Here is a 22,584-nt window from a genome sequence, read left to right as displayed (position 1 = left end):
CGCTCGCCGGCCGGCAGTCGAAAAACGCCCAGGGCGGTGACCCTCCAGGTTTGTCCCGGCAGGCCCGAAACAGGTGATTTCACGGTTTTTTCCGCCGCCGATAGCCTCCGCCGTGTTCAGCTCTTATCCTGTCTGCCCAGTCAGACTCGAGCCCCCCGATGAAACCCACCGACCTGATACGCCTTGTCGCCCTTGCCGCCATCTGGGGTGGCAGCTTCCTGTTCGTACGCATGCTTGCGCCACAGGTCGGCACACTGCCTACCGCGTTTGGCCGGGTTGCCCTGGCCGGCCTGGGCTTGCTGGCGGTGATCCTGCTGATGCGGGTCGAGTGGGATTTTCGCGGCAAGCTCGGCAAGTCGCTGTTGCTAGGCGTGATCAGCGCCGGCATACCGTTCGCCATGTACGCCGTGGCCGCCCAACATCTACCCGCCGGTTACCTGGCCATCTTCAACGCGACCGTGCCGCTGATGGGCGTCGCCATCGGCGCGGCGTTCTTCGGCGAGCCGCTGACCGTGAACAAATCCGCTGGCGTATTGATCGGCCTGGCCGGCGTCGCCCTGCTCACCCGCACCGGCCCGGTCGCCTTCGGCCAGGAACTGTTGCTCGGTGCGGGCGCCTGCCTGGTGGCAACCACCTGTTACGGCCTTGCCAGTTTTCTCACCCGCCGCTGGATCACCGAGCAAGGTGGCATGGATAACCGCTTGCTGGCCTTCACCAGCCAATTGGGCGCCAGCCTGTCATTGCTCCCGCTGTTCCTCTGGAGTCTGCCCCAACAGGATCTCGGCCATTGGCAGGAACCCAGGCTCTGGCTGGCACTGGCCGGGCTCGGACTGATCTGCACGGCCTATGCGTTCATCCTCTACTTCCGCCTGATCGCCGACATAGGCCCGATCAAGTCCATGAGCGTCACCTTCCTGATACCGCCCTTCGGCGTGTTCTGGGGCGTGCTGCTGCTCGGCGAGCCGCTGTCCTGGGCTTATCTGCAAGGTGGCGTGTTGATCGGCCTGGCGTTGTGGCTGGTGCTGCGACCGTCCAGGGCGAAAGAATCCAGGGAGCCGTGCTGATTACACTCAGGAGCGTCCCACGGCCTGCATTGCGGGCGACCCAAGCAAGGAAACCTTGGCATGTTGCAGTCTGTTTCAGCAAAGAACGATTTACCCCGCGATAGCGAAGACACTTACAGCCAGGGGCTGTTCGGCCCCTTCACCATCGAGGCGTTTCGCCTCATCTGGATCGCCAACCTGTTCGCCAACCTGGGCACCTGGGCCCAGTCGGTCGCGGCCGCCTGGGTCATCACCGAAGCCCACGCGGGCCCGCTGCTGGTGGCGATGATCCAGGTAGCGGCCGCCTTGCCGCTGGTACTGCTGTCGATTCTTTCCGGGGTGCTTGCCGACAACCATGACCGCCGCAAAATCATGCTCATCGGCCTCGGTTTCGAGATGAGCGGCGCCATCTTTCTCACCGGCACGGCCTTTCTCGGCTACCTCGACCCCATCCTGCTGATCGTCTCCATCCTGTGGATTTCCATCGGTGGCGCCATCACCATCCCTGCCTGGCAGGCGGCGGTCAACGAGCAGGTGCCCAAGCGCATGATCGGCAATGCCATCGTGCTCAACAGCGTCAATTTCAACGTCGCCCGTGCCGCCGGCCCCGCCCTGGGCGGGCTGTTCCTGGCCGCGGTCGGCCCAGCCTGGGTATTCCTGTTCAACTGCCTGTGCTATGTCGGCCTGATCCTGGCCATCTGGCGCTGGCGGCGGATCGTGCCGACACGCAGCCTGCCACCGGAAAAACTGTTTCAGGGCGTGGTCGCCGCGCTGCGCTTTACCCAATACTCCAGCGTCACCCGCCTGGTGATGTTGCGCTCCTTCTCCTTCGGCATTTCCGCCAGCGCGGTCTGGGCGCTGCTGCCGGTGCTGGCCCATCGCAATCCCGATGGCGACGCCAAGGTCTATGGCTACATGCTCGGCGCGCTGGGCATCGGTGCGATTGGCGGCAGCCTGCTGGTCGGCCGCCTGCGCCAGTTGCTCGGCAACAGTCGGCTGATCAGCGTGGCCGGCCTGATCCTGGGCGTGGTCCTGCTGACGCTCGGTTCGCTGGATACCTTGTGGGTGATATTCCCCGCGCTACTGCTCGGCGGCATCTGCTGGCTGGCGGCGGTGTCGACCTACAACGTCTCGGTGCAGGTACTGGTTCCGGACTGGGTCAAGGCCCGCGCCCTGGCCCTCTACCAGACCTCGCTGTTCAGCGGCCTGGCCCTGGGCTCGTTCCTCTGGGGCCACCTGGCGGAAACCATGGGCGTGCAAGGCGCGCTGTTCGCCGCTGGCTGCCTGATGGTCGCCTGCGCGCTGATCCTCTACCAGTCGCGCCTGCCGGAGCTGGACGCCAGCAGCATCGCCCACGTTGAATCCCCCTTGCCGGGAACGCCGGCCTTCAGCTTCAACCCGGCGCGAGGCTCGGTCTTGGTGAGTATCGAATACCGCATCGAAGCCGAGCGGACGCGCGACTTCGTCAAGGCCGTGCAGGGTTTGCGCCGCCTGCGTCTGCGCAATGGCGCCGAGCGTTGGGCGCTGTTTCGCGACGCACAGAACTCCGAGCGATGGCAGGAAACGATGCTGGTGGAAAACTGGCTGCAACACCTGCGCATGCTCGATCGCCTGACCTTGGCGGACAAGGCGGTCATCGACAACGTGGCCATGCTGCACAGTGGTGAAACGCCCCCCGTGATCCGTCACGGGGTCAGCTACGAATCGGGGGAGTACGGCGGCGAAACGCACTTGTAGGAGGGCGGCACGAGGCTGCTGCGGCCTGCGACTGGGCTGGTATTCCAGGCGGCTTTCAACCCTGTTTGACCGACGCGCAGCAGATCGTGGACAGGCTCTCAGGCCTGCAGTTCCTGCTCGCTGAACAGGTCGCTGAACAACATGCTCGACAGGTAGCGTTCGCCGGAATCCGGCAGGATCACCACGATGGTCTTGCCCTGCATCTCCGGTTTCTCGGCCAGGCGCAGCGCTGCCGCCATCGCCGCGCCACAGGAAATGCCGCAGAGGATGCCCTCCTCCTGCATCAGGCGCAGTGCGGCAGCCTTGGCTTCGTCATCGCTGATTTGCTCGACGCGATCGACGATGGACAGGTCGAGGTTCTTCGGTACGAAACCCGCGCCTATGCCCTGGATCTTGTGCGGGGCCGGTTTGATCTCCTCGCCGGCCAGCGCCTGGCTGATCACCGGCGAGGTCAGCGGTTCGACCGCCACCGACAGGATCGGCTTGTGCCGGTTGTTCTTGATATAGCGCGAGACCCCGGTGATGGTGCCGCCGGTGCCCACGCCCGCGACCAGCACATCGATGGCGCCATCGGTGTCGTTCCAGATTTCCGGCCCTGTGGTCTTTTCATGGATCGCCGGGTTGGCCGGGTTATCGAATTGCTGCGGCATGAAGTAGCGGGCGGGATCGGAACCGGCGATCTCGGCAGCCTTGTCGATGGCCCCCTTCATGCCCTTGGCCGGCTCGGTCAGCACCAGTTCGGCGCCCAGGGCCTTGAGCACCTTGCGCCGCTCCAGGCTCATCGACGCCGGCATGGTCAGGATCAGTTTGTAGCCACGTGCGGCGGCGACGAAGGCCAGGCCGATCCCGGTGTTGCCAGACGTCGGTTCGACCAGGGTCATGCCCGACTTGAGCACGCCACGGGACTCGGCATCCCAGATCATGTTGGCACCGATCCGGCACTTCACCGAGTAGCCGGGGTTGCGCCCCTCGATCTTGGCCAGAATGGTCACGCCCTTGGGGCCGAGGCGGTTGATCTGCACCAGCGGTGTATTGCCGATGGATTGCGCGTTGTCTGCGTAAATACGGCTCATGGTCCGGAGTCCTTATGGGTTCGCGAAGCCCGAGAGCCTATGCCTCATGGCGCCAGGCACGCAAGTCGAACTCAGCACGCCGTGGCGCAGTCCATCGACAACGGACTCCTGCGGAAACACACGATGAAACGCCGTTACAGCCTGCCCCTGCGCACCCTGCTCGTCCTGTTGATCATGCTGGTGATCCTGCACCTCAGCCTGGCGTATCTGGTACGCGGCTACCTCAACGACAAACTCGCCGACATGGGCGACTACCGCGGCCATGTGACCGATGTCGACCTGGCCTGGTGGCGCGGCGCCTACCGCATCAAGGGCCTGCGGATCGTCAAGCAGAACGAGAAGATCCCGGTGCCGCTGCTCGACGCCCCCGGTATCGATATCGCGGTCAGCTGGAATTCGTTGTGGCACGACCACGGCATCGTCGCCCGGGTGATCTTCGAGCGCCCACAACTCAACTTCGTCGATGGCGGCGAGAACCAGAAGGCCAGCCAGACCGGTGCCGGCGTCGACTGGCGAGAGCAGTTGAACAAGCTGCTGCCGATCACCCTCAATGAAGTACGGGTGGTCGACGGCGTGCTCAGCTTCCACAACTACCGCTCGGACCCGGTGGTGGACATCCAGGCCGACCAGGTCAACGCCAGCCTGTACAACCTGACCAACGTCGCCGACTCCGCCGGCGAGCGAGTCGCTCGCTTCGACGGCAAGGCGCTGCTACTCGACCACGCGCCCTTGGAAGCCACGGCCACCTTCGATCCCTTCAAGAATTTCGAGGACTTCGAGTTGCGCATGCGCGCTCGCGACATCGAACTGCGCCGCCTCAACGACCTCGCATCGGCCTACGGCAAGTTCGACTTCAACGCCGGCCACGGCGATCTGGTGATCGAAGCCAACGCCAATGAGGGCCAGCTCAGTGGCTATATCAAACCGCTACTGAAGGATGTCGATGTATTCAACTGGCGCCAGGACGTCGAGAACCCGGACAAGGGTTTCTTCCGATCGATCTGGGAAGCGCTGGTCGGCGGCAGCGAAACCGTATTGAAGAACCAGCAGAAGAACCAGTTCGCCACCCGCGTCGAGCTGTCTGGCAGCGTGAAGAATCAGGAAGTCAGCCCATTGCAGGCGTTCATCGGCATCCTGCGCAATGCGTTCGTCAGGGCTTTCAATGCACGCTATGAGGACGCCCCGTCAGGCAGTTGATCCGCCCGGTAACACCGGTATGGCTTCTCCGGGTTACCGGGCGACTGGATATCACTGGCCCGCGACAGCACCGATGACATTGCAGAACTCGTCACGCACGGCTTCTGCCGGGGAGGTGACACCACCGGACAGCACATAGGTGGTCGCGACACGCAGCGCTTTGCCCTGGGCTTCCATCGTCACGTTGAACGGCACGGTCTTGCCCTGGCCATAGCTGACGGTCTGCGAGGCGCTGATGATGCCCAGGTCCTTGTCAGTGCTGGTGATGGTCCAGCCGTTGGAGGTCAGGTAGCGAGCAGCGCGCTGAATGCCGGTCGGTTGCGACACGTTCTGCACCGTCGCGTGGCTCTTGAAGGTACGCCCCGCCCAGAAGCTGCCATCGAAGGTGAAGTTCTGCGCGCACTCGCGGCTGTCAGCTGGCAGTGCGGCCTTCGCTTGCTCGTTCTTGACGCCTGGAGTCACGCAACCGCTGAGTACGATGCCGCTGAAGGCCATCAGAATGATCTTTTTCATTTTCTACTATCCAAAAGGTAGAGATACGCAGCTCGGCGGACATTTCAGTCCATTGGCCACCGTTAGCAGGTCGTTGGACAGATACCCCTGCCGCGGACCAGGACGCAGTCTACAAGGCAAGCGCAGATATTTCCTGACACCTGTTGCAACTTTTGCCCATACGGCGACCGTGTATCGCCTCGTCACGCTACGAGTCGTCGCTGAAAATCGACTCGATGGGCAACCCGAACAGCCGGGCGATACGGAAGGCCAGCGGCAGGCTGGGGTCGTACTTGCCGGTCTCGATGGCATTCACGCTCTGGCGCGACACCTCCAGATGCAGGGCCAGGTCGGACTGGCTCCAGCCGCGCTCGGCACGTAGTTCACGCAGACGATTGTGCATGTCGTTCCCCTCACGCGTGACGGTAGCGGACCCAGATCGAGGTGAACGCATACGCCGCCCAGAACAGCGGGAAAATCAGCAGCAGAGGAAAGCGCGGCACATTCGCGTACTGCTCGAGAAAGCCCCAGGCGCTGATCAGGCAGATCACCACACCACCGGCCAGCGCCGCAGCGCGGGACATGAGAAAACGCAGGAACTCGTCCGGCTCGCTGCGCAGGTAGCGATCGAACACCAGGATCACCCCGGCCAGCGGAATAGCCGGAGACACGGCGGCGAGCAAACGCAGCGGCGCAGACAGTTGTTGCAGATCGATTCCCCAACTGATCAGGGCGACCAGGCCCGCATAAACAAGCATCAACGACGAACAGGACACGACATAACGGCGAGCAGCAGGGTTCATGGAAAGCCTCCTTGACAGGTGTAAAGCAAACTTAACATCAGTCGCGAATTGATGTAAAGCGTGCTTGTCATCGAGAGGGCCTGTTCTCGTTTCAACTTGAATGATTGTTACGAGGCAGAAGCGGACATTCGTTATTACCTCGTCATTCCCGCGAAGGCGGGAAACCAAATGAAAAAGCGCTTCTGGGTTCCCGCCTTCGCGGGAATGACGATTGAGGGGGGGGCGTTCGCAGAACGTCCGCTCCTGCCTCAAAGCCGCCCGTTGAAACGGCCTCTCGCTAACCATAGCGATGTGACCCGCCATTCATTCAATGAATGATCCGTTCGCGTTCACAGTCCAAGGACACGCACGTTATAGTCCCCGTCCTATGCAATCGCCGGCTTCAGACGAAGCCCCACGAGGATCATTCGATGAAGTTCGAAGGCACCCCATCCTACGTCGCCACCGACGACCTCAAGCTAGCGGTCAACGCCGCCATCACCCTGCAACGCCCACTGCTGGTCAAGGGCGAGCCGGGCACCGGCAAGACCATGCTCGCCGAGCAGTTGGCCGAGGCCTTCGGTGCGCGCCTGATCACCTGGCACATCAAGTCCACCACCAAGGCGCACCAGGGCCTCTACGAATACGACGCGGTGAGTCGCCTGCGCGACTCGCAGCTCAACGCCGAGAAAGTCCACGACGTGCGCAACTACATCAAGAAAGGCAAGCTGTGGGAGGCGTTCGAGTCCGAGGAGCGGGTGATCCTGCTGATCGACGAGATCGACAAGGCTGACATCGAGTTCCCCAACGACCTGTTGCAGGAACTCGACAAGATGGAGTTCTACGTTTACGAGACCGACGAGACGATCAAGGCCAAACAGCGCCCGATCATCATCATCACCTCGAACAACGAGAAGGAACTGCCGGATGCCTTCCTGCGCCGCTGCTTCTTCCACTACATCGCCTTCCCCGACCGCGAGACGCTGAAGAAGATCGTCGATGTGCACTACCCCGGCATCAGCGGCGAACTGGTGGCCGAGGCGCTCGACGTGTTCTTCGACGTGCGCAAGGTGCCGGGCCTGAAGAAGAAGCCCTCGACCAGCGAGCTGGTCGACTGGCTCAAATTGCTGCTGGCCGACGACATCGGCGAAAAAGTGCTGCGCGAACGCGACCCGACCAAGGCCATCCCGCCGCTGGCCGGGGCGCTGGTGAAGAACGAGCAGGACGTGCAATTGCTGGAGCGCCTGGCCTTCATGGCGCGTCGCGGCTCCCGATAAACGGGCCGGCTGCGCGTCTGCCAGACTGCGTTGAGCGCAGGCTCGGAATGCTCATTTACACCCGTAAACTCTGCTTCCTCGCCTGCGCTCGCCTTGTCTGACTCTAGCTCGCTCCCCCCTTGCCCCGTGCAGTACAAAGAACGAAAGCAGTCAAAAAGATGCTGACGAGGAGGCCCCATGCTGCTCAACCTGTTCAATGAAATGCGCGCCGCCAAGGTGCCGGTCTCGGTGCGCGAGCTGCTCGATCTGATCAACGCGTTGCAGCACAACGTGGTGTTCGCCGACATGGACGAGTTCTACTACCTGGCCCGTGCCATCCTGGTGAAGGACGAACGCCATTTCGACAAGTTCGACCGCGCCTTCGGCGCCTACTTCAACGGTTTGCAGAACCTCGACCAGCACATCGAGGCACTGATTCCCGAAGAGTGGTTGCGCAAGGAATTCGAGAAGCACCTGAGCGCCGAAGAGCGTGCGCAGATCCAGTCCCTCGGCGGCCTGGACAAGCTGATCGAGGAATTCAAGAAGCGCCTGGAAGAACAGAAGGAACGCCACGCCGGCGGCAACAAGTGGATCGGCACCGGCGGCACCAGCCCGTTCGGCTCGGGCGGCTACAACCCCGAAGGCATTCGCGTCGGCGAGGCCGGCAAACGCCAGGGCAAGGCGGTCAAGGTCTGGGACCAGCGCGAATACAAGAACCTCGACGACCAGGTGGAACTGGGCACGCGCAACATCAAGGTCGCCCTGCGCCGCCTGCGCAAGTTCGCCCGCGAAGGCGCGGCGGAAGAGTTCGACCTGGGCGGCACCATCGACCACACCGCCCGCGACGCCGGCCTGCTCAACATCCAGATGCGCCCGGAGCGGCGCAACGCGGTGAAGCTGCTGTTGCTGTTCGATATCGGCGGTTCGATGGACGCCCACGTCAGGGTCTGCGAGGAGCTGTTCTCGGCCTGCAAGACCGAGTTCAAGCACCTGGAGTATTTCTATTTCCACAACTTCATCTACGAATCGGTGTGGAAGAACAACCTGCGCCGCACCTCGGAACGCACCAGCACCCTCGACCTGTTGCACAAGTACGGCGCCGACTACAAGGTGATCTTCATCGGCGACGCGGCCATGGCGCCCTACGAGATCACCCAGGCCGGTGGCAGCGTCGAGCACTGGAACCAGGAAGCCGGCTTCGTCTGGATGAAGCGCTTCACCGAGAAGTTCGCCAAGCTCATCTGGATCAATCCTTACCCGAAGGACGCCTGGGAATACACCGCCTCGACCCACCTGGTACGTGAGCTGATCGACGACAAGATGTACCCGCTGACCTTGCGCGGCCTGGAAGAAGGCATGCGCTATTTGTCCAAGTGAGGCGGCGGCAGGATTTACGTTTTCGGTTCACCGTCATTCCCGCGAAGGCGGGAATCCAAATACCCCGGTTTTTCTGGATTCCCGCCTTCGCGGGAATGACGATTGAGTGTGGACCGGGTGTTCGTGGAACGTCCGCCCCTGCCTCAACCCAGCCATACAAGCCTCAGCAGCCTGCCCGACCTCACAACGGTGCCGTAGCCAAGACCGTTCGAGGCCCATCGACCCGTTGCGCCAGGTAGCCCGCCAGACTGGCGGGATCGAGCTCACCCAACGCAACCCGCAACACGCCAGTGCCCTCTCCCATGCTCCAAGCCATCGACGCGAGATCGACAGCCTCTTGCAGGCTGCCCGGCGTCGACAGTTTGCGGCGCACCGGTGCCAGCTGTGCCTGCCAGTCTGCATCCGACCAGCCGGCAATCGCCCTATCCTGCTCCTGAAAAAACACCGTGATGCTCTGCCACAACCCCGGCACATCGACCTGATCTGACTGAATGGCACAGAGCAACCCACCCTGCCCCGAAATTACCCGGTAACCGCAATACAGCGCATAGCCCAGATGCTGCTCATCGCGCAGGCGCCGCTGGAACGGCGCGGCCAGGGATTGGCCAAGCAAGCGCCAGGCGACACGGCCAATTGCATCTGAGGGCTCTGGCCAAAACGCCACCAGCGCATGGGCCGCTCCAGATGAGGGCACGACATGCAAACACTGCTCACCGCCACGGTGTCGCGCAGTGGCGGGCAACGCAGCGCGGACCACCATGCCGCGCGCCTGGCAAACGCCAGCGATGCATGAGGCCAGGTGTTCGTCATGGCTAAGCAGCAACCCACTCGACAACCTCGGCAACCCCAGCCAACGCACAGCGCAATCGCCTTGCAGATACCTCGGCAACGCGTCCAGCAATTGCCGTAGGACAATCCCCTCACCTGCCGGTGCAGCAGCCTGCGCACACTCCACGGCGGGTAGCGATAGCCGGTCCAGGGTTTCAGCCAGCACGCCAGCCAGGAAATCCTTGTGCCCCACCAGTTCAAGCTCCAGCCCCACTCCTCGCGGGCGCAGTTGCAGGCGGACGCCGCAGCGCCAGGCCTGCCGCTGCAAGGCGGAGCAAAACGCTGGATCGACCTGTCCAGCATCCGGCCAGAACAGCAGCAGCGCCGCGATGAGCGGCTCATCCCAAAGCGGAGCATGCAGGGCTCCAGCCCAAGCAGCTCGGGTTGACTCATGGCTGATAAACGACTCGATCGTCGCTGCGGGCAGTGGCGAGTAGGCGCAAGCTGGCACCACTTCTTGCTCCAGCGCCAGTTCGAAGCCCGCTTGCCTACGTGATGCTACAGGCCGCGAATCCTGGGTAACCTGCACACAACGCCGCGCCTGTAGCGCTGCAATCAACGCAGCCTGGGCGACCTCGTGATCACCCGCTTTCGCTCGCTCCAGCAGGCAATGCGCCTTATCCAGGGATGACAAGGAAGGCCAACGAGCCGCCAGCGCACGCCGATGACCTGTCTCCAGCGAGCCCTGCGTCTGTAACCACGCCAGCAACAGAGGCCCTAGCGCCCCCCGCCACACAGGTTCGACCTCGCTGAAGGTGAATACCAGCAATGCCTGGTCGGCCTGGCCATGCACCAGGCGTGATCGTACCTCCTGGGCCAGCCCGGCAAGCTGTAGCTGGGCGCTGAAGGCCGGCAGCGCATCGTTCAGCAGTTCGACCAGACGCGCAGCCCCCCGGCCTGCCGACTCCAAAGCGACCGCCAGCACCTGCCGAGGCCGGCCTCCTTCCAGGCTCAGATGCAGATCAGCCGAGTGATCGAGGGCCAGGCTGGCCGGCACATCGTCATGCCAGTCGCGGCGTCCGCCGCTCAAGGTGTTCAACGGCGTCGCATGGGGCGCCTGGCGGCTGACCACCACCACCCGCACTGCCGCGCCGTCGTAGACACATTGCCGATAGGCCTGCAGAGCGTGCTGAAAGGCCGCCGACTCGACCGGCAGGCTGTCCCGGTTGCCCGCGTGAAAGCCGGACGCCGGATGCAATGGATTCAGGCACAGGCCAAGCGCGGCATCGACGAGGGTATCCGGATCGCTGCCGCGCAGGCGGAATTCGGCCTCGATCACCTCGCGCTCGGCCAACTGCGCCTGCGGATCGAGCAGCGGTTGGCACAACTGGTCGACCAGGCGCGCCATTGCCTCGCCGAGATGTTCTTCGTCGACCTGAAAGTGAAACAGCGTACGCGTGCCCCGCGTGCTGGCGTTGACCTGCCCGCCCGAGCGCTGCGCCAGGGCCATCAGGCCATCGTCAGCGGCGAACGAACGGCTGCCGCGAAACACCATGTGCTCGAGAAAATGCGCCAGGCCGGGGTATTCATGCGGTTCGTCGAAGCTGCCAGCGTCCAGTTCCAACGCGACGGCCGCCTGCATGGCGTGAGGCGAGTGCAGCCAAAGCAGCTCCATTCCCTGCCCCAGGCTTAGTCGGTCTAGCCGCTCCTGAACGCTCAGCACATGAGTCACCGCACCTGAAAAGTAGGCCTAGAGTCGCCCCCAGTCGCCACGCTGGCAATAGTGCTTTGGCATGTACCGACGACGCCACGAGCAGGCCGGACAGGTTCAGCGCAGCGGCGAAAAACTCGCCGGCAGGTACACGGTGGAATTCATTTTCAGCAACTGCGGGCCGGAGTTCTCCGGTGGCCATACGCCGTCCTTCACCGCGCGGGTGCGCACGTCCAGGCGTTGCTCCAGGGTCGCGTAGGGCCAGATGTGCAAATAGCGCGGCACCTGCCCGGAGGTCGCGTAGAACGCCGCATAGACCTGGGAATAGCGCTCCTGGGTACGCGGCCCCACCGCCTTCTCCCAGCCCGCCAGGGTCGGTGCCAAGCCCGACGGTATCAGGTTGTATTCGCGCAGCTCATAGAACGGGCCGTGCTCACCTGGCGGCAAAGGTTGCAGGAACGGGAACAGGGTGTAGTCCGCCACGTTCATTTCCAGCAACAGATCGCCGATGCCAAACGCATCGCTGGCCTGCAGATAACGCTCGCGCTCGAGCTGCCGACTGCGCTCATCGCGAAAACCGCGAAACACGGCGATCTGGTTCTGCGGACCGATCTCGGACACCCAGCAGCCCATCAGCACTACGCCCTCGCCATACACCTGCAAGCTCTCGCGCAAGCGCTCCAGCGCCGCCGCCGGGGTGCGCACGCGCACGGTGAAAGTGATCAGTTCGTACAAGGTCATGCGGCAACTCCAGGGCAGGTTATTGCGAGCGCGCGTGGCGCTCGACAGCGTGTGGCAGGATCAGCCAGTCTTCGGACAGCCGTTCGATAGCAGGACACCCCATCAGGTTGAGGCAGCGGGCCAGTTCTTCGGCGAGCAGATCGAGGGCACGCCCGGCCCCCGCTTCACCGGCGACCGCCACGCCGTAGAGCGTCGCGCGCCCCAGCAGCACGGCATCGGCGCCCAACGCCAGGGCCTTGGTGATATCGCTGCCGCGGCGGATGCCGCTATCCAGCAGCACCGTGAGTTTGCCGCGCGCCACGGGCGCGATCTGCCGTAACGCCTCCAGGCTGGCCGGCGCGCCGTCGAGCTGACGTCCGCCATGGTTGCTGACCACCAGGCCATCCAGCCCCAGCGCGATAGCCTGCTCGGCGTCGGCCGGGTGCAGCACGCCCTTGAGCAACAGGCGCCCTTTCCAGCGCTCGCGCAGGCGGGCCAGCATCGACCAGTCGAGCCGCGTGTCCATTTGCTCGCCGATGAATTTCATCGAACCCAGGGCATTGCGTTCGGACGCCGGCAGATAAGGGTCGAGGTTGCCCATCGACGGCAGGCCCGAGGGCCACATGACCTGGTGCAACCAGCGTGGATGACGCAGCACGTCGAGCTGGTTGCGCAGGCTGAGCCGGCGTGGACGAACGAAGTTGCGACGATCCCATTCGCGGTTGCCCAGCACCATGGCGTCGCTTGTCAGCAGCAAGGTCGAGACGCCTGCCTGCTCGGCGCGCCGTAGCAGGTCTTCCTGGATCGCCGCGTCACGCATGGCGTAGAGCTGAAACCACAGGTCGACGCCTGGTACCGCCTCGACGATACGTTCCAGGGAAGCATTGCTCACGGTGCTCAGGCAGATCGGCAGGCCACGGGCTGCGGCGGCCCGCGCGAGATCAAGGTCAGCATCACGATGGAGCATGCCGTTGTAGCCGGTAGGGCCGATCAGCATGGGCTGTGCGAGGGATTTGCCGAACAGCCGGGACTGCACCTGCGGCGGCTGGCAAGGCACCAGCGTACGCACCTGCAAGCCGCATTCGGCGAATGCCGCCCGGTTGCGTGCCAGCGTCCACTCCTGCTCCGCGCCACCGGCCAGGTACTCCCAGGCGAAATGCGGTAGCCGGTGGCGTGCCAGCGCGGCCAGTTCATCGATGCTGTGGACGCGGGAAAGATCGCATCCGGTGTAGAAATGACGCATGGTCGCCTCTCGAAAAAACGCCCGGTCAGTGGCCAGCCATCGAACCGGGCAAAGGAGCAATCAGGGGATCAGGTTCCCGTGCTGTACGGCGCCTTGCGAATGGTGAACAGGGTGAAGGTGGTGACCACGCCGAACAGGATCAGCATCACCGACACCGGCCAGGCCGACTGGAATTGAGCGAACAGCGCCGTGGCGATCAGCGGCGCGAAGCCGCCAGCGAAGATCGACGCGATCTCATGCCCCATGGCCAGGCCGGTGTAGCGCACATGGGTGGGGAACAGCTCGCCCATCAGCGCTGGCTGCGTCCCGATCATCGCCGCATGACTGAGCGGCAAGCCAAGAATCAGCGCCAGGTACACCAGCATCGTTTCGTGCGTATCCATCAACCAAAAGAACGGGAAGGCGTACAGGATCAGACCGATGGAACCGATGGCATACACCGCACGCCGGCCGATCACGTCCGACAGCCAGCCCCAGAACAGAATGGTGAAGGCCTCCAGCAGCATGGCGATCATCACCCCGGCCAAAACCACCTGGGTCGACAGGCCGGTGAACTTGGCGTAGGCCATGGCGAATGAAAGGAAGATATAGGCGCCGCCGTTCTCTGCCAGACGCAGGCCCATGGCTTGCAACACCGCCTTGGGGTGTTCGCGCAATACCTGCATGGCCGGCAGGTGCTTGGCGGCCTTTTTCGCCTCGACATCCTTCTGGAAATCGCGGCTCTCCGGCAAACGCCGGCGGATGTACAGGCCAACACCGAAGATCAGGATGCTGGCCACGAAGGGGATGCGCCAGCCCCAGCTCATGAAGTCCTCGTGAGGCAGCATCTGCACCAGGTAGAACGCCGCCGCCGACATCACGAAACCGCCGGACACGCCGAGCTGGCTCCACGCCGCATAGAAACCGGTACGGTTCTTCGGCGCGTTCTCGCTGAGCATCAGCACCCCGCCGCCCCATTCCCCGCCCGAGGCGATGCCCTGGACGATGCGCAGGATCACCAGGCTGACCGGCGCCAGGTAACCGGCCTGTTCGAAGGTCGGCAGCAGGCCCATGAGGAAGGTGGCGATGCCCATCATCGCCAGGGTGATGACCAAGGCATTCTTGCGCCCATGCACGTCGCCGATGTGGCCGAAGACGATGCCACCCAGCGGGCGGGCGACGAAGCCCACGGCGAACCCGGCGAAGGCACCGAGGGTGCCGATCACCGGGTCGGTGCCGGCCGGGAAGAACAATGGACCGAAGACCAATGCGGCTGCGGTGCCATAGAGAAAGAAGTCATACCATTCCAGGGCGTTGCCGATCACCGAAGCGACGACGATGCGCCGCAGCGACCTGGGTTGTTCAGTTTGAGCGGACATAAGATCTCCATGCCGGTCGCCCGCACCCAGCCCCGCGGCCAAGTGCAGGCCGCGAGTCAGAAAACGGTCCAGGTGTAGGTCACGTACAGGCGGTTCTCGTTGAAGTCGTTACCGAAGTCATGCTGCTGCACCAGGTAGTTCTTCCACTCGACACCGACCCCTTTGAGCGGGCCGCTCTGCACCACGTACTTCAGCGCCAGGTCACGTTCGTTCTCCGAGCCGGTCACACCGCCGCCCATGTCGATGTCGCTGCCCTTGATGAAGCGGCTGCTGAAGGTCAGGCCCGGCAGACCCAGTTCGGCGAAGTTGTAGCCGTAGCCGATGCCCCAGGAGCGCTCCTGCGGGCGCATGAACGGCTGGTTGGCCCAGTTCAGCAGGTAGAACTGCGGGATGTAGCCGTTGGGCGTGGGGAACATGCTGTCGCCGTACATGCGCTGGTAGACGATGCTCGCCTTGTGGCCGCCCTTGGTCAGGGTGAAGCCGCCGGAGAAGGCACGGTTGTCGATCTCACCGTTCAGCGCGTCGCCGTCTTCCTTGTTGTCGAAGTAACGCACGTCGGTACGCAGGCCGAAGCCGTTGCCCAGGTCAGCGGTGTGGGCGAAGCCGACATAGTGCTGCTTGTAGATGTCGTGCATCACGCCGTAGAAGTAACTGGCCTGGAAGTTCTTGGTGACGTTCCAGGTGGCACCGCCGAAGTCCAGCGCCTCGCTGTCAAGGTTATCGGTGGAACCGTACTTGTAGAATTTCTCGTGGTTGGACGACTCGCGCGTGACCGCCGACCAGAAGCGCCCGCCGGTCAGGGTCAGGCCGTCGATTTCCTTGGACTCGACCACCGCGCCCTGGAAGATGGTGTCGAGCTGGCGGCTCGGGTCGTGCCAGGCGATCGGCAGCTCCGGGCGCAGGTCGCCGATCTTCAGTTCGGTCTTCGAGTACTTCATTTTCAGGGTGGCGCCGGCACGGCTGTAGTCATCGGCGGTGCGACCGCTGCTGGAGTCCATCGGCAGCGAACCGTCGTCGCCGTGGGAGTCGAGGCGAATGGCGTACTGCGCATCGACGTCCAGGCCGAACTGGATCGGCGTGTCGCTGTAGCCGGAGGTGAATTGCAGGTCGAAACCTTGCGACCAGTTGCCGACCTTGGGTTGTGCGGCATCGCTGTTGGTGAAGTCACGATTGAGGTAGAAGTTCTTCATGTCCACCTTGAGGTGGCTGTCCCCGACCAGGTCGGCGTGAGCCGCCATCGGCGCGACCACGGCCCCCATCAGGCCAAGGTTTTTCAGCACGCGAGCAAGCGAAGTGTGTTGCATGTGACGCTCCTTTTTTTCCGGCAAGCCGGGTGTTGTAGGTATGAGCAGATCAACAAACTTGGCAGTGAATCCGCGGGTGCTCTGAGTGGCACGGTTATCCGCGAAGCGGGCAGGAAAAGCCCGTCCCTGGCGCACGGACGCCGGGGGTTTTGTAGGATTGGTGATCGTTCCCACGCGGACGGTTCGACGCCTCGACGTGGGAACGCTTCAGCACGCGGCTTTCGAGGCCTCGCAGAGCTTGTGGTAGGCACGGTTGAAGTACACCAGGCCCTCCTCTGCCTCCCCCTGCTTGATACGCAGGACCTCGCAGTAGAAGATGCTGTGCGAGCCCACCTCATGGATCTGGGCGATGCGGCAATCGAAGTTGACCAGCGCCTGCTCCATCACCGGCGAACCACTCTCCATGGTCGTCCACTCGGTGGCGGCGAAACGCTGTTGCGAGTCCATTTCCCGGTTGGCGAATACCCCGGAAATAGCCTTCAGTTCGGCACTCAGCACGTTCACGCAGAGCACGCCGTTGTTCTTGAAATGCGCGTTGGAGGTGGAGGCGCGGTTCATGCACACCAGCAACGTCGGTGGCGAATCGGTGACACTGCAAACCGCCGAGGCGGTGAAGCCGAAGCGCCCATCCGGGCCATCGGTGGTAATGACCGAAACGGCACCGCCGAGACGGGCCATGGCATTGCGAAATCCGGTTATGTCGACCATGTCCATTCTCCTCAGATATCCAGCACGAGCTTTGCGGATTTGGCCCGCGAGCAGCACAAGAGCATCTGTTCGTTGGTTGCTTTTTCCTCGTCGGTCAGGAACACATCCCGGTGATCAGGCTCGCCTTCCAGAACATCGCACAGGCAGGTGCCGCAGGCGCCCTGCTCGCAGGACATGGCGACCTTGATACCGACGGTCTTCAGCGCCGCGACGATGCTCTGCCCTTCCGCCACCTGCACGGTCTTGCCGCTGCGCGCGGCGACCACTTCGAAGCTGGCGCCGGAGCTGTCGACCTCGACCTGGAAGTATTCGCGGTGGATATGATCATCGGCATAACCACGCGTGCCCGCTTCGCCGATCACCCAGTCCATGAAGCCCGATGGGCCGCAGGTGTAGACGTGCACACCGGCCTGCGCCTGGCCGAGCACGGCGTCCATGTCGAGCTTCTGTCCGGCGGCTTCGTCGTCGAAATGGGTGAAGACCCGCTCGGCGAACGCCGCATTGCCCAACTCGTCGAGGAAGGCGCTGCGGCTACGCGAACGCCCGCAGTAGTGCAGTTCGAATTCCTCGCCCCTGGCCTGCAGGGCATAGGCCATGGCGATCATCGGGGTGATGCCGATACCGCCGCCGATCAGGATCGAGCGCTTGGCCCCCTTGGCCAGAGGGAACAGGTTGCGCGGTGCGCTGATCTGCACCTCGGTGCCTTCCAGCAGCTTCTCGTGCACGCCGTTGGAGCCGCCGCGCGAGGCCGGGTCCTTGAGCACACCGAGTCGGTAAGTGGCATTGTCCGCCGGGTCGCTGCACAGCGAATACTGGCGCACCAGATCGGGCGCGATGTGGATGTCCACATGAGCGCCGGCCTCGAAGGCCGGCAGCGTGGTGCCACCGACCGGGATCAGGTCGAGGACGACGACACCGTCGCCCTGCAACTGGCGCTTGTGCACCTGTACCTTCAGGAGTTGTTCATTCATCTCGGGCTCACCCGCATTGCACGTCAAGGTAAAAACGCAGCCGTCTGATCGGCCGTCGTATCGTCATTTCCCGTCACTCCCGCGCAGGCGGGAGCCCAGATACCGTTTGCTGGATTCCTGTCTTCTGGGTTCCCGTTTTCTGGGTTCCCGCCTGCGCGGGAATGACGGGGGTTGGAGGCCACCGTTAACGCATGAACAGGCCGCCATTCACGTCCCAGGTCGCCCCGGTGGCGAAGTAGGCTTCCGGCCGCGCCAGTTGCACGATCAGGTCACCGAGGAAGTCCGCATCGCCCAGGCGCCTCACCGGAATGTTGTTGAGCATCCCTTCCATGCGCTCTGGCGGGATCGCCGCGCGCACCATCGGCGAATCGATTGGCCCCGGCGCGATGGCATTCACCGTCACGCCGCCCGCCGCCAGCTCCTTGGCGAAGACCTTGGTCAGGGTGACGATGGCGCCCTTCGACGCGGCGTAGTGCGCGCCGGTGGCAGTGCCGCCGTTCTGCCCGGCCAGCGAGGCCATGTTGACGATGCGCCCGTAACCGGCCGCCGCCATATGCGCGCCGAACACCTGGCAGCCGATGAAGATGCTGCGGGTGTTGAGGCTCATGACCCGGTCGAACTCGTCCGGACTGATCTGCATCACCGGCGTGGTCAGGGTCATCGCCGCGTTGTTGACCACCACCTGCAGGGCGCCGAAGCGTGCCAGGGTGGCGGCCAGCGCCGCGTCGAAATCGGCCTTGCTGGATACGTCGAGCTTGAGTGCCAACACCCGCTCGCCGCTGGGATCGAGTTCGTTGGCAGCCCCTTGCGCGCGCTCCATCGAGAGATCGGAAATCACCACCGCATAGCCGGCAGCGAACAACCGGCTGGCGATGGCCAAGCCCAAGCCCTGAGCAGCGCCGGTGACCAATGCGATCTGCGTCATGCTCAAGCCCTCAGAGGATGTAGCCGATGCCCGCGAGGGTATCGTCGGAGTTGATCAGGCGGATCAGCTTGCGCTGGATCTTGAAGCTGTCACCGTCGCGCACCAACTCGTAGGTGAGATCGGCGCTGTAGTGCTTGAGTACGTCCTTGCGGAAATCGCGCAGGTGCTGCGAGCAGCGCACCTTCACCCAATCGCCTTCCTCGGCGAGGATGCGGAAGTTCGACGCCGCCCGTACCGTGCGCGGCTGCGGACTGGTGGAAATCGACTCGCCGCCGATCAGGCGCTGCACCCGCAACTGGCGCATGTGCGCGTCGTCGTAGGCGTAGTTGAGGGTGTTCTCGAAATCCTCTTCGAGCGGGTCGATGGGGATGATGTAGGTGCTTTTCTCGGCCCACAGCGCCAGCCAGGTGTCGTACTCGTTGTGGTCGAGCATGTCGCCTTCGGCCCAGATGAACGCCGTCACTTCTTGCAGCAGTTGCAGATTCATTCTCGTGTCTCCCCTCAAACCGACATCATCTTTTTCCACTGCTGGTAGGCCGCGCGCATGCCGGTCTCGGCGGACACGTCGCTGACCCGCCCGTCCTCGCTCGGCTTCTCGCCGGGCAGGCCGCGGTTGAGCATGATCCACAGGTCTTCGCCGGCATTGGCGCCCTTCTGCACCCGCTCCCAGGCCTCGGAATCGTCCGGTGTGCCAAAGCCCATCGGGCCCTGGAAGTGTTCGTGCAAACGCAGGCGGTAGCGGTTGGCCACGGCCGGGCCGCCGTCCATGGTGATCACCGAGTGGTGGATTTCCGTCTCGTTGACCGAGATCGGTTGCAGCACGCGGAAGAACGCCATCGAGCAGGCGACGTTGGGGAACAGGTTGAGGTTGAAGCCCGAGCCACCGACCGCGCGGACGATGCGCCGCACCTGCATGTCCTCGATGCCTTCGTCGCGCAGCTCCTGGGCCAGGTTCTCGAAGCGGGTCGGGATCGGCGCATCGAGGTTGGCTTCCAGGTCGATCAGGTCGGGGATCATCACCATCACGCTGTGGCCGTTGCCGAGGTCCTCGACGTAGCCGGAGCCGTCGACGAAGTCGAGCATGTCCATGGTCTGCTGGTCCACCGAGTGCAGGAACGACTTGTGTACCAGCGGGAAGTGGTAGGCGTCGGTGGTGTTTTCCAGCTGGATCTTCCAGTTGCCGGGGAAGCGGAAGCGGTGCTCGCCCGGCACCTTGATGCCATAGCCAGCGCCCTGCTTCATGAACAGGTCCATCCACTTCCTGGCCGGGCCGAGGAAGTCCACCAGCGGCTCGATGTCGTCCTTGAAGGTGGCGAAGATCATCCCGGCATAGCTTTCGGTGCGCAGGCTGACCAGCGGCAGCTCGCTCTTGTCCAGGCAATCGCCGTAGCTGTCCGGGTGCGGAATCCCGCGCAGCGAACCGTCGAGGCCGTAGCCCCAGCCGTGGTACGGGCAGACGAAGCTGTTGGTCTTGCCCTTCTTGTGTTCGCAGACGGTGGCGCCACGGTGGCGGCAGCGGTTGAGCAGCACATGCACCTGCTTCTTGCGGTCACGCACGGCGATCACCGGCTGCTTGCCGATGTAGGTGCTCTTGTAGCTGCCGCCGTCGGGGATTTCGCTCTCGTGGGCGACCCACACCCAGGTGCGGTAGAAGATCTTTTCCATCTCCACGTCGAACAGCTTGGCGTCGGTGTACAGCGAGGTGTGTACGCGGTCGGCCTGCACCAGTTCGGCGGGGTCGCATTCAAGATTCACGACATCGATCATGTTATTCACGGTTAGCTCCTGGTCGGCTTATGTGGCCGACTGCAAAAGATTTCTTGTCATTCGGCCGGCCGATTCGGCACCGGCAGCTCTGCCTCGCTGCTCCAGGCGCTAACAGGGCGGCTGAACAGGTTCTCGGTCTGGAAATGGGCCATGCGCCAGGCGCCCTCTTCCTCGGCGAAACGCACGCTCAGGCGCGCCGCGTTGAGGTGCGAGGCGCCGCTGGCGAAGGTCGAGGCCTGCAACATCACCCAACTGCCCAGCGCGCCGTCGTCGTCCACCTCGATCAGCTCGCTGGTGAGGAAATGCACGTTCAGGGCGAAGTGCGCCGGGGTCTTCATGTAGGTGGCGAACATCGCCCGAATCGCCTCGCGGCCACGGTAGCCACCGAAGCTGTTGGCGTACTTGGCGCCCTTGCCTTCCCACAGCGCTTCGCGGGTGAACAGATCGGCCAGTTCGTCCAGCGGCGTGCTGGCATCCAGCGCATCGCACAGCGCCATGTAGCGGTTCATGCAGGCGCGGATGGCGTGCTCGCTTTCGAAGCGCGCGAGACGGGCCTGGAGTTCGGCGAGGTTCGACATGGCGATCACGCGCGCTGGATGATCAGTTCGCGGCCGGTACGGGCCTCGATCTTCATGTAGCGCCACAGCTTGTAGGGGCTGGTGCCCACGGCCGTTGTGCGCAGCAGGTTGCAGGCGGCGTGCACGGTTTCGATGTCCGGTACGTCGGCCAGCAGGTAGGTGGTCCAGGGGTAGCCGCTGCTGGGTCCGACCATGCTCTGGTCGTCGTCCATGTTGCCGAACACCTTCACCCCGGGCAGGTCGTGGATGCCATTCCACATGGCGCTGAACGCCGCCCAGACGTCCAGTTGCTCCTCGCGCGGCGCGTCGAAGAAGTTCTGGTTGATGCCCATGCAGAACAGCACGCGCAATGGTTTTTTCTCGCTCATGATTGGCTCCAGGCAAGGGTTCAGAGATAGCCCGGCAAGGGTTGCTTGCCGAAGAAGATGGCGCCGGCGTTCTGGTAGGTGACGTCGCCCATGAAGGCGTGCTGGGTCACCACCTGGGCGTCGTTGACGAAACGCGCCAGCGGACTGCTGCGATAAACGCCGGTCATGCCCGAAAGCATCTGCGCGGTGCGCGCCACGTCGGCGGCGACACGGGTCGCGTGGGTCGAGGACAGGCGCAGCAAATTGGTTTGTGCGGCGGATACCGGATCGCCGGCCAGGACGGTCTGCCAGGCGTCCTCGATGGCGTCGAAGAAGAACGCGCGAGCCGACAGCAGCGCGGCCTCGGCCTTGGCGATCTCCACCTGGGCCAGCGGCCGCTCGGCCACGGCCGGCGCGCCGGTCACCGACACACGGCCGGCAGCCATGTCGCGCAACTCGTCGAGGGCCGCACGGGCTACGCCGAGGCCGACCACCGACAACACCTGGGTGGCGAAGGACAGCGACGGATAACGGAAGAACGGCTCGTCCAGGTTGGCCGCGCCGCCACGCACGAAGGTCCACTCCTCCGGCACCAGCACATCCTCGACCACCAGGTCGTGGCTGCCCGTGCCGAGCAGGCCGACCGTGTCCCAGGTGCGCTCGATGCGCGCCTGGCGCTGTGGCATCACGGCCAGGCGTGGCAGGTCGAGCTTGTCGCCGCTCTTCGGCGCGATGCCAACGCCGACCAGCGAGGCACCGACGCAGCCGCTGGAGTATTTCCAGCGGCCATTGACCTTGAAACCGCCCTCGACCAGCTCGGCCGGTTGCGGTGGGAAAATGCCGCCGGCGAAGACCACGTCCGGTCCATCGGCGTATACCGTCCTGATCGTCTCCAGCGGCAGCGAGGCCAGGTACACCGGACTCATGCCGAAGCTGGCGACCCAACCGGCGGAGCCATCGGCTACCGACAGGGCTTCGATCATTTCGCAGAACTCGGCGGGCGAGCGCTCGTCACCACCGAAGCGCTTGGGCACGCAGGCGCGGTAGACGCCGACCTCCTTGAAACGCTCGATGATGTCCGGCGCGATATGGCCCGTGCGGTCGAACTCGCCGCTGCGCCCACGGCTGCGAACGTCATCGAGCAAGGCCTGGAAGGCGGCGCCCTCCGGGATGAAGGCAGTCGGTGCATTGCCGACCGCATTGAGGTGTGTCATGACAGGCTCCACG

The 22,584-nt window shown here is 63.8% G+C and carries 22 protein-coding genes; 5 read left to right on the top strand and 17 right to left on the bottom strand.

All coding sequences use genetic code 11. The features are described from left to right. The first annotated feature begins 158 nt into the window (after positions 1 to 158). Positions 159 to 1,064, top strand: a complete 906-nt coding sequence (locus tag ACSZPK_RS05265; protein ID WP_437880367.1) for a DMT family transporter — start codon at positions 159 to 161, stop codon at positions 1,062 to 1,064. 60 nt (positions 1,065 to 1,124) lie between these two features. Further along, positions 1,125 to 2,780 (top strand): MFS transporter, encoded by a 1,656-nt coding sequence (locus ACSZPK_RS05260; protein WP_437880366.1) that lies wholly within the window; start codon positions 1,125 to 1,127, stop codon positions 2,778 to 2,780. 98 nt (positions 2,781 to 2,878) lie between these two features. Here ACSZPK_RS05260 and cysK read toward each other — a convergent pair whose 3' ends face one another. Continuing rightward, positions 2,879 to 3,853 (bottom strand): cysteine synthase A, encoded by a 975-nt coding sequence (gene cysK, locus ACSZPK_RS05255; RefSeq protein ID WP_437880365.1) that lies wholly within the window; start codon positions 3,851 to 3,853, stop codon positions 2,879 to 2,881. 123 nt (positions 3,854 to 3,976) lie between these two features. Between cysK and ACSZPK_RS05250 the strand changes: the two genes are divergently transcribed. Beyond that, positions 3,977 to 5,050, top strand: a complete 1,074-nt coding sequence (locus tag ACSZPK_RS05250) for a DUF748 domain-containing protein (protein WP_437880364.1) — start codon at positions 3,977 to 3,979, stop codon at positions 5,048 to 5,050. A 51-nt stretch (positions 5,051 to 5,101) separates the two neighbouring features. On the opposite strand, the gene ACSZPK_RS05245 is transcribed toward ACSZPK_RS05250, so the two are convergent. The 3 genes from ACSZPK_RS05245 to ACSZPK_RS05235 form a co-directional block, all read right to left on the bottom strand. Further along, positions 5,102 to 5,563: a hypothetical protein gene (locus tag ACSZPK_RS05245; RefSeq protein WP_437880363.1), complete on the bottom strand. Its 462-nt coding sequence runs from the start codon at positions 5,561 to 5,563 to the stop codon at positions 5,102 to 5,104. Positions 5,564 to 5,750: 187 nt separating this feature from the next. Next, on the bottom strand, positions 5,751 to 5,945 hold the full coding sequence (locus ACSZPK_RS05240; protein WP_437880362.1) for a helix-turn-helix transcriptional regulator: 195 nt from the start codon (positions 5,943 to 5,945) through the stop codon (positions 5,751 to 5,753). Between the two features lie 10 nt (positions 5,946 to 5,955). Next, a complete protein-coding gene (locus ACSZPK_RS05235) occupies positions 5,956 to 6,345 on the bottom strand; it encodes a hypothetical protein (protein WP_437880361.1) in 390 nt (129 codons plus the stop codon). A 410-nt stretch (positions 6,346 to 6,755) separates the two neighbouring features. Here ACSZPK_RS05235 and ACSZPK_RS05230 point away from each other — a divergent pair, with 410 nt between their 5' ends. Both ACSZPK_RS05230 and ACSZPK_RS05225 read left to right on the top strand, forming a co-directional pair. After that, positions 6,756 to 7,601 (top strand): AAA family ATPase, encoded by an 846-nt coding sequence (locus ACSZPK_RS05230; RefSeq protein ID WP_437880360.1) that lies wholly within the window; start codon positions 6,756 to 6,758, stop codon positions 7,599 to 7,601. Between the two features lie 177 nt (positions 7,602 to 7,778). Beyond that, positions 7,779 to 8,957, top strand: a complete 1,179-nt coding sequence (locus ACSZPK_RS05225; protein ID WP_437880359.1) for a vWA domain-containing protein — start codon at positions 7,779 to 7,781, stop codon at positions 8,955 to 8,957. Positions 8,958 to 9,138: 181 nt separating this feature from the next. Here ACSZPK_RS05225 and ACSZPK_RS05220 read toward each other — a convergent pair whose 3' ends face one another. The 13 genes from ACSZPK_RS05220 to iacA form a co-directional block, all read right to left on the bottom strand. Then, on the bottom strand, positions 9,139 to 11,400 hold the full coding sequence (locus ACSZPK_RS05220) for an insulinase family protein (protein WP_437880358.1): 2,262 nt from the start codon (positions 11,398 to 11,400) through the stop codon (positions 9,139 to 9,141). 153 nt (positions 11,401 to 11,553) lie between these two features. Then, positions 11,554 to 12,177: an NIPSNAP family protein gene (locus ACSZPK_RS05215; RefSeq protein WP_437880357.1), complete on the bottom strand. Its 624-nt coding sequence runs from the start codon at positions 12,175 to 12,177 to the stop codon at positions 11,554 to 11,556. Positions 12,178 to 12,196: 19 nt separating this feature from the next. After that, entirely contained in the window at positions 12,197 to 13,399 is a 1,203-nt protein-coding gene (locus tag ACSZPK_RS05210; protein WP_437880356.1) for an alpha-hydroxy acid oxidase, read from the bottom strand. Positions 13,400 to 13,467: 68 nt separating this feature from the next. Next, a complete protein-coding gene (locus ACSZPK_RS05205; protein WP_437880355.1) occupies positions 13,468 to 14,757 on the bottom strand; it encodes an MFS transporter in 1,290 nt (429 codons plus the stop codon). Between the two features lie 56 nt (positions 14,758 to 14,813). Continuing rightward, positions 14,814 to 16,061: an OprD family porin gene (locus ACSZPK_RS05200; RefSeq protein WP_437880354.1), complete on the bottom strand. Its 1,248-nt coding sequence runs from the start codon at positions 16,059 to 16,061 to the stop codon at positions 14,814 to 14,816. A 207-nt stretch (positions 16,062 to 16,268) separates the two neighbouring features. Further along, positions 16,269 to 16,769, bottom strand: a complete 501-nt coding sequence (locus tag ACSZPK_RS05195) for a flavin reductase (RefSeq protein WP_437880353.1) — start codon at positions 16,767 to 16,769, stop codon at positions 16,269 to 16,271. Between the two features lie 11 nt (positions 16,770 to 16,780). Beyond that, complete coding sequence (locus ACSZPK_RS05190; protein WP_437880352.1) at positions 16,781 to 17,740, bottom strand: PDR/VanB family oxidoreductase; 960 nt, start codon at positions 17,738 to 17,740, stop codon at positions 16,781 to 16,783. Between the two features lie 184 nt (positions 17,741 to 17,924). Beyond that, complete coding sequence (locus tag ACSZPK_RS05185; RefSeq protein WP_437880351.1) at positions 17,925 to 18,665, bottom strand: SDR family NAD(P)-dependent oxidoreductase; 741 nt, start codon at positions 18,663 to 18,665, stop codon at positions 17,925 to 17,927. A gap of 10 nt (positions 18,666 to 18,675) precedes the next feature. After that, positions 18,676 to 19,152: an aromatic-ring-hydroxylating dioxygenase subunit beta gene (locus ACSZPK_RS05180; protein WP_437880350.1), complete on the bottom strand. Its 477-nt coding sequence runs from the start codon at positions 19,150 to 19,152 to the stop codon at positions 18,676 to 18,678. Between the two features lie 14 nt (positions 19,153 to 19,166). Next, positions 19,167 to 20,432: an aromatic ring-hydroxylating oxygenase subunit alpha gene (locus tag ACSZPK_RS05175; protein ID WP_437880992.1), complete on the bottom strand. Its 1,266-nt coding sequence runs from the start codon at positions 20,430 to 20,432 to the stop codon at positions 19,167 to 19,169. A 56-nt stretch (positions 20,433 to 20,488) separates the two neighbouring features. After that, positions 20,489 to 21,010, bottom strand: a complete 522-nt coding sequence (locus ACSZPK_RS05170) for a nuclear transport factor 2 family protein (RefSeq protein WP_437880349.1) — start codon at positions 21,008 to 21,010, stop codon at positions 20,489 to 20,491. 5 nt (positions 21,011 to 21,015) lie between these two features. Continuing rightward, complete coding sequence (locus ACSZPK_RS05165; RefSeq protein ID WP_437880348.1) at positions 21,016 to 21,378, bottom strand: IacB protein; 363 nt, start codon at positions 21,376 to 21,378, stop codon at positions 21,016 to 21,018. 20 nt (positions 21,379 to 21,398) lie between these two features. After that, positions 21,399 to 22,571 carry an indole-3-acetate monooxygenase gene (gene iacA, locus ACSZPK_RS05160; protein ID WP_437880347.1) on the bottom strand — a complete coding sequence of 391 codons (1,173 nt, stop codon included), beginning with the start codon at positions 22,569 to 22,571 and terminating at the stop codon, positions 21,399 to 21,401. Positions 22,572 to 22,584: the final 13 nt, after the last annotated feature.

The sequence above is a fragment of the Pseudomonas sp. LRF_L74 genome, from assembly GCF_965644255.1.
Taxonomy (GTDB): domain Bacteria; phylum Pseudomonadota; class Gammaproteobacteria; order Pseudomonadales; family Pseudomonadaceae; genus Aquipseudomonas.
The sequence above is the reverse complement of the archived record's forward strand: the minus strand, read 5'-3'. Positions and strand labels throughout refer to the sequence as shown.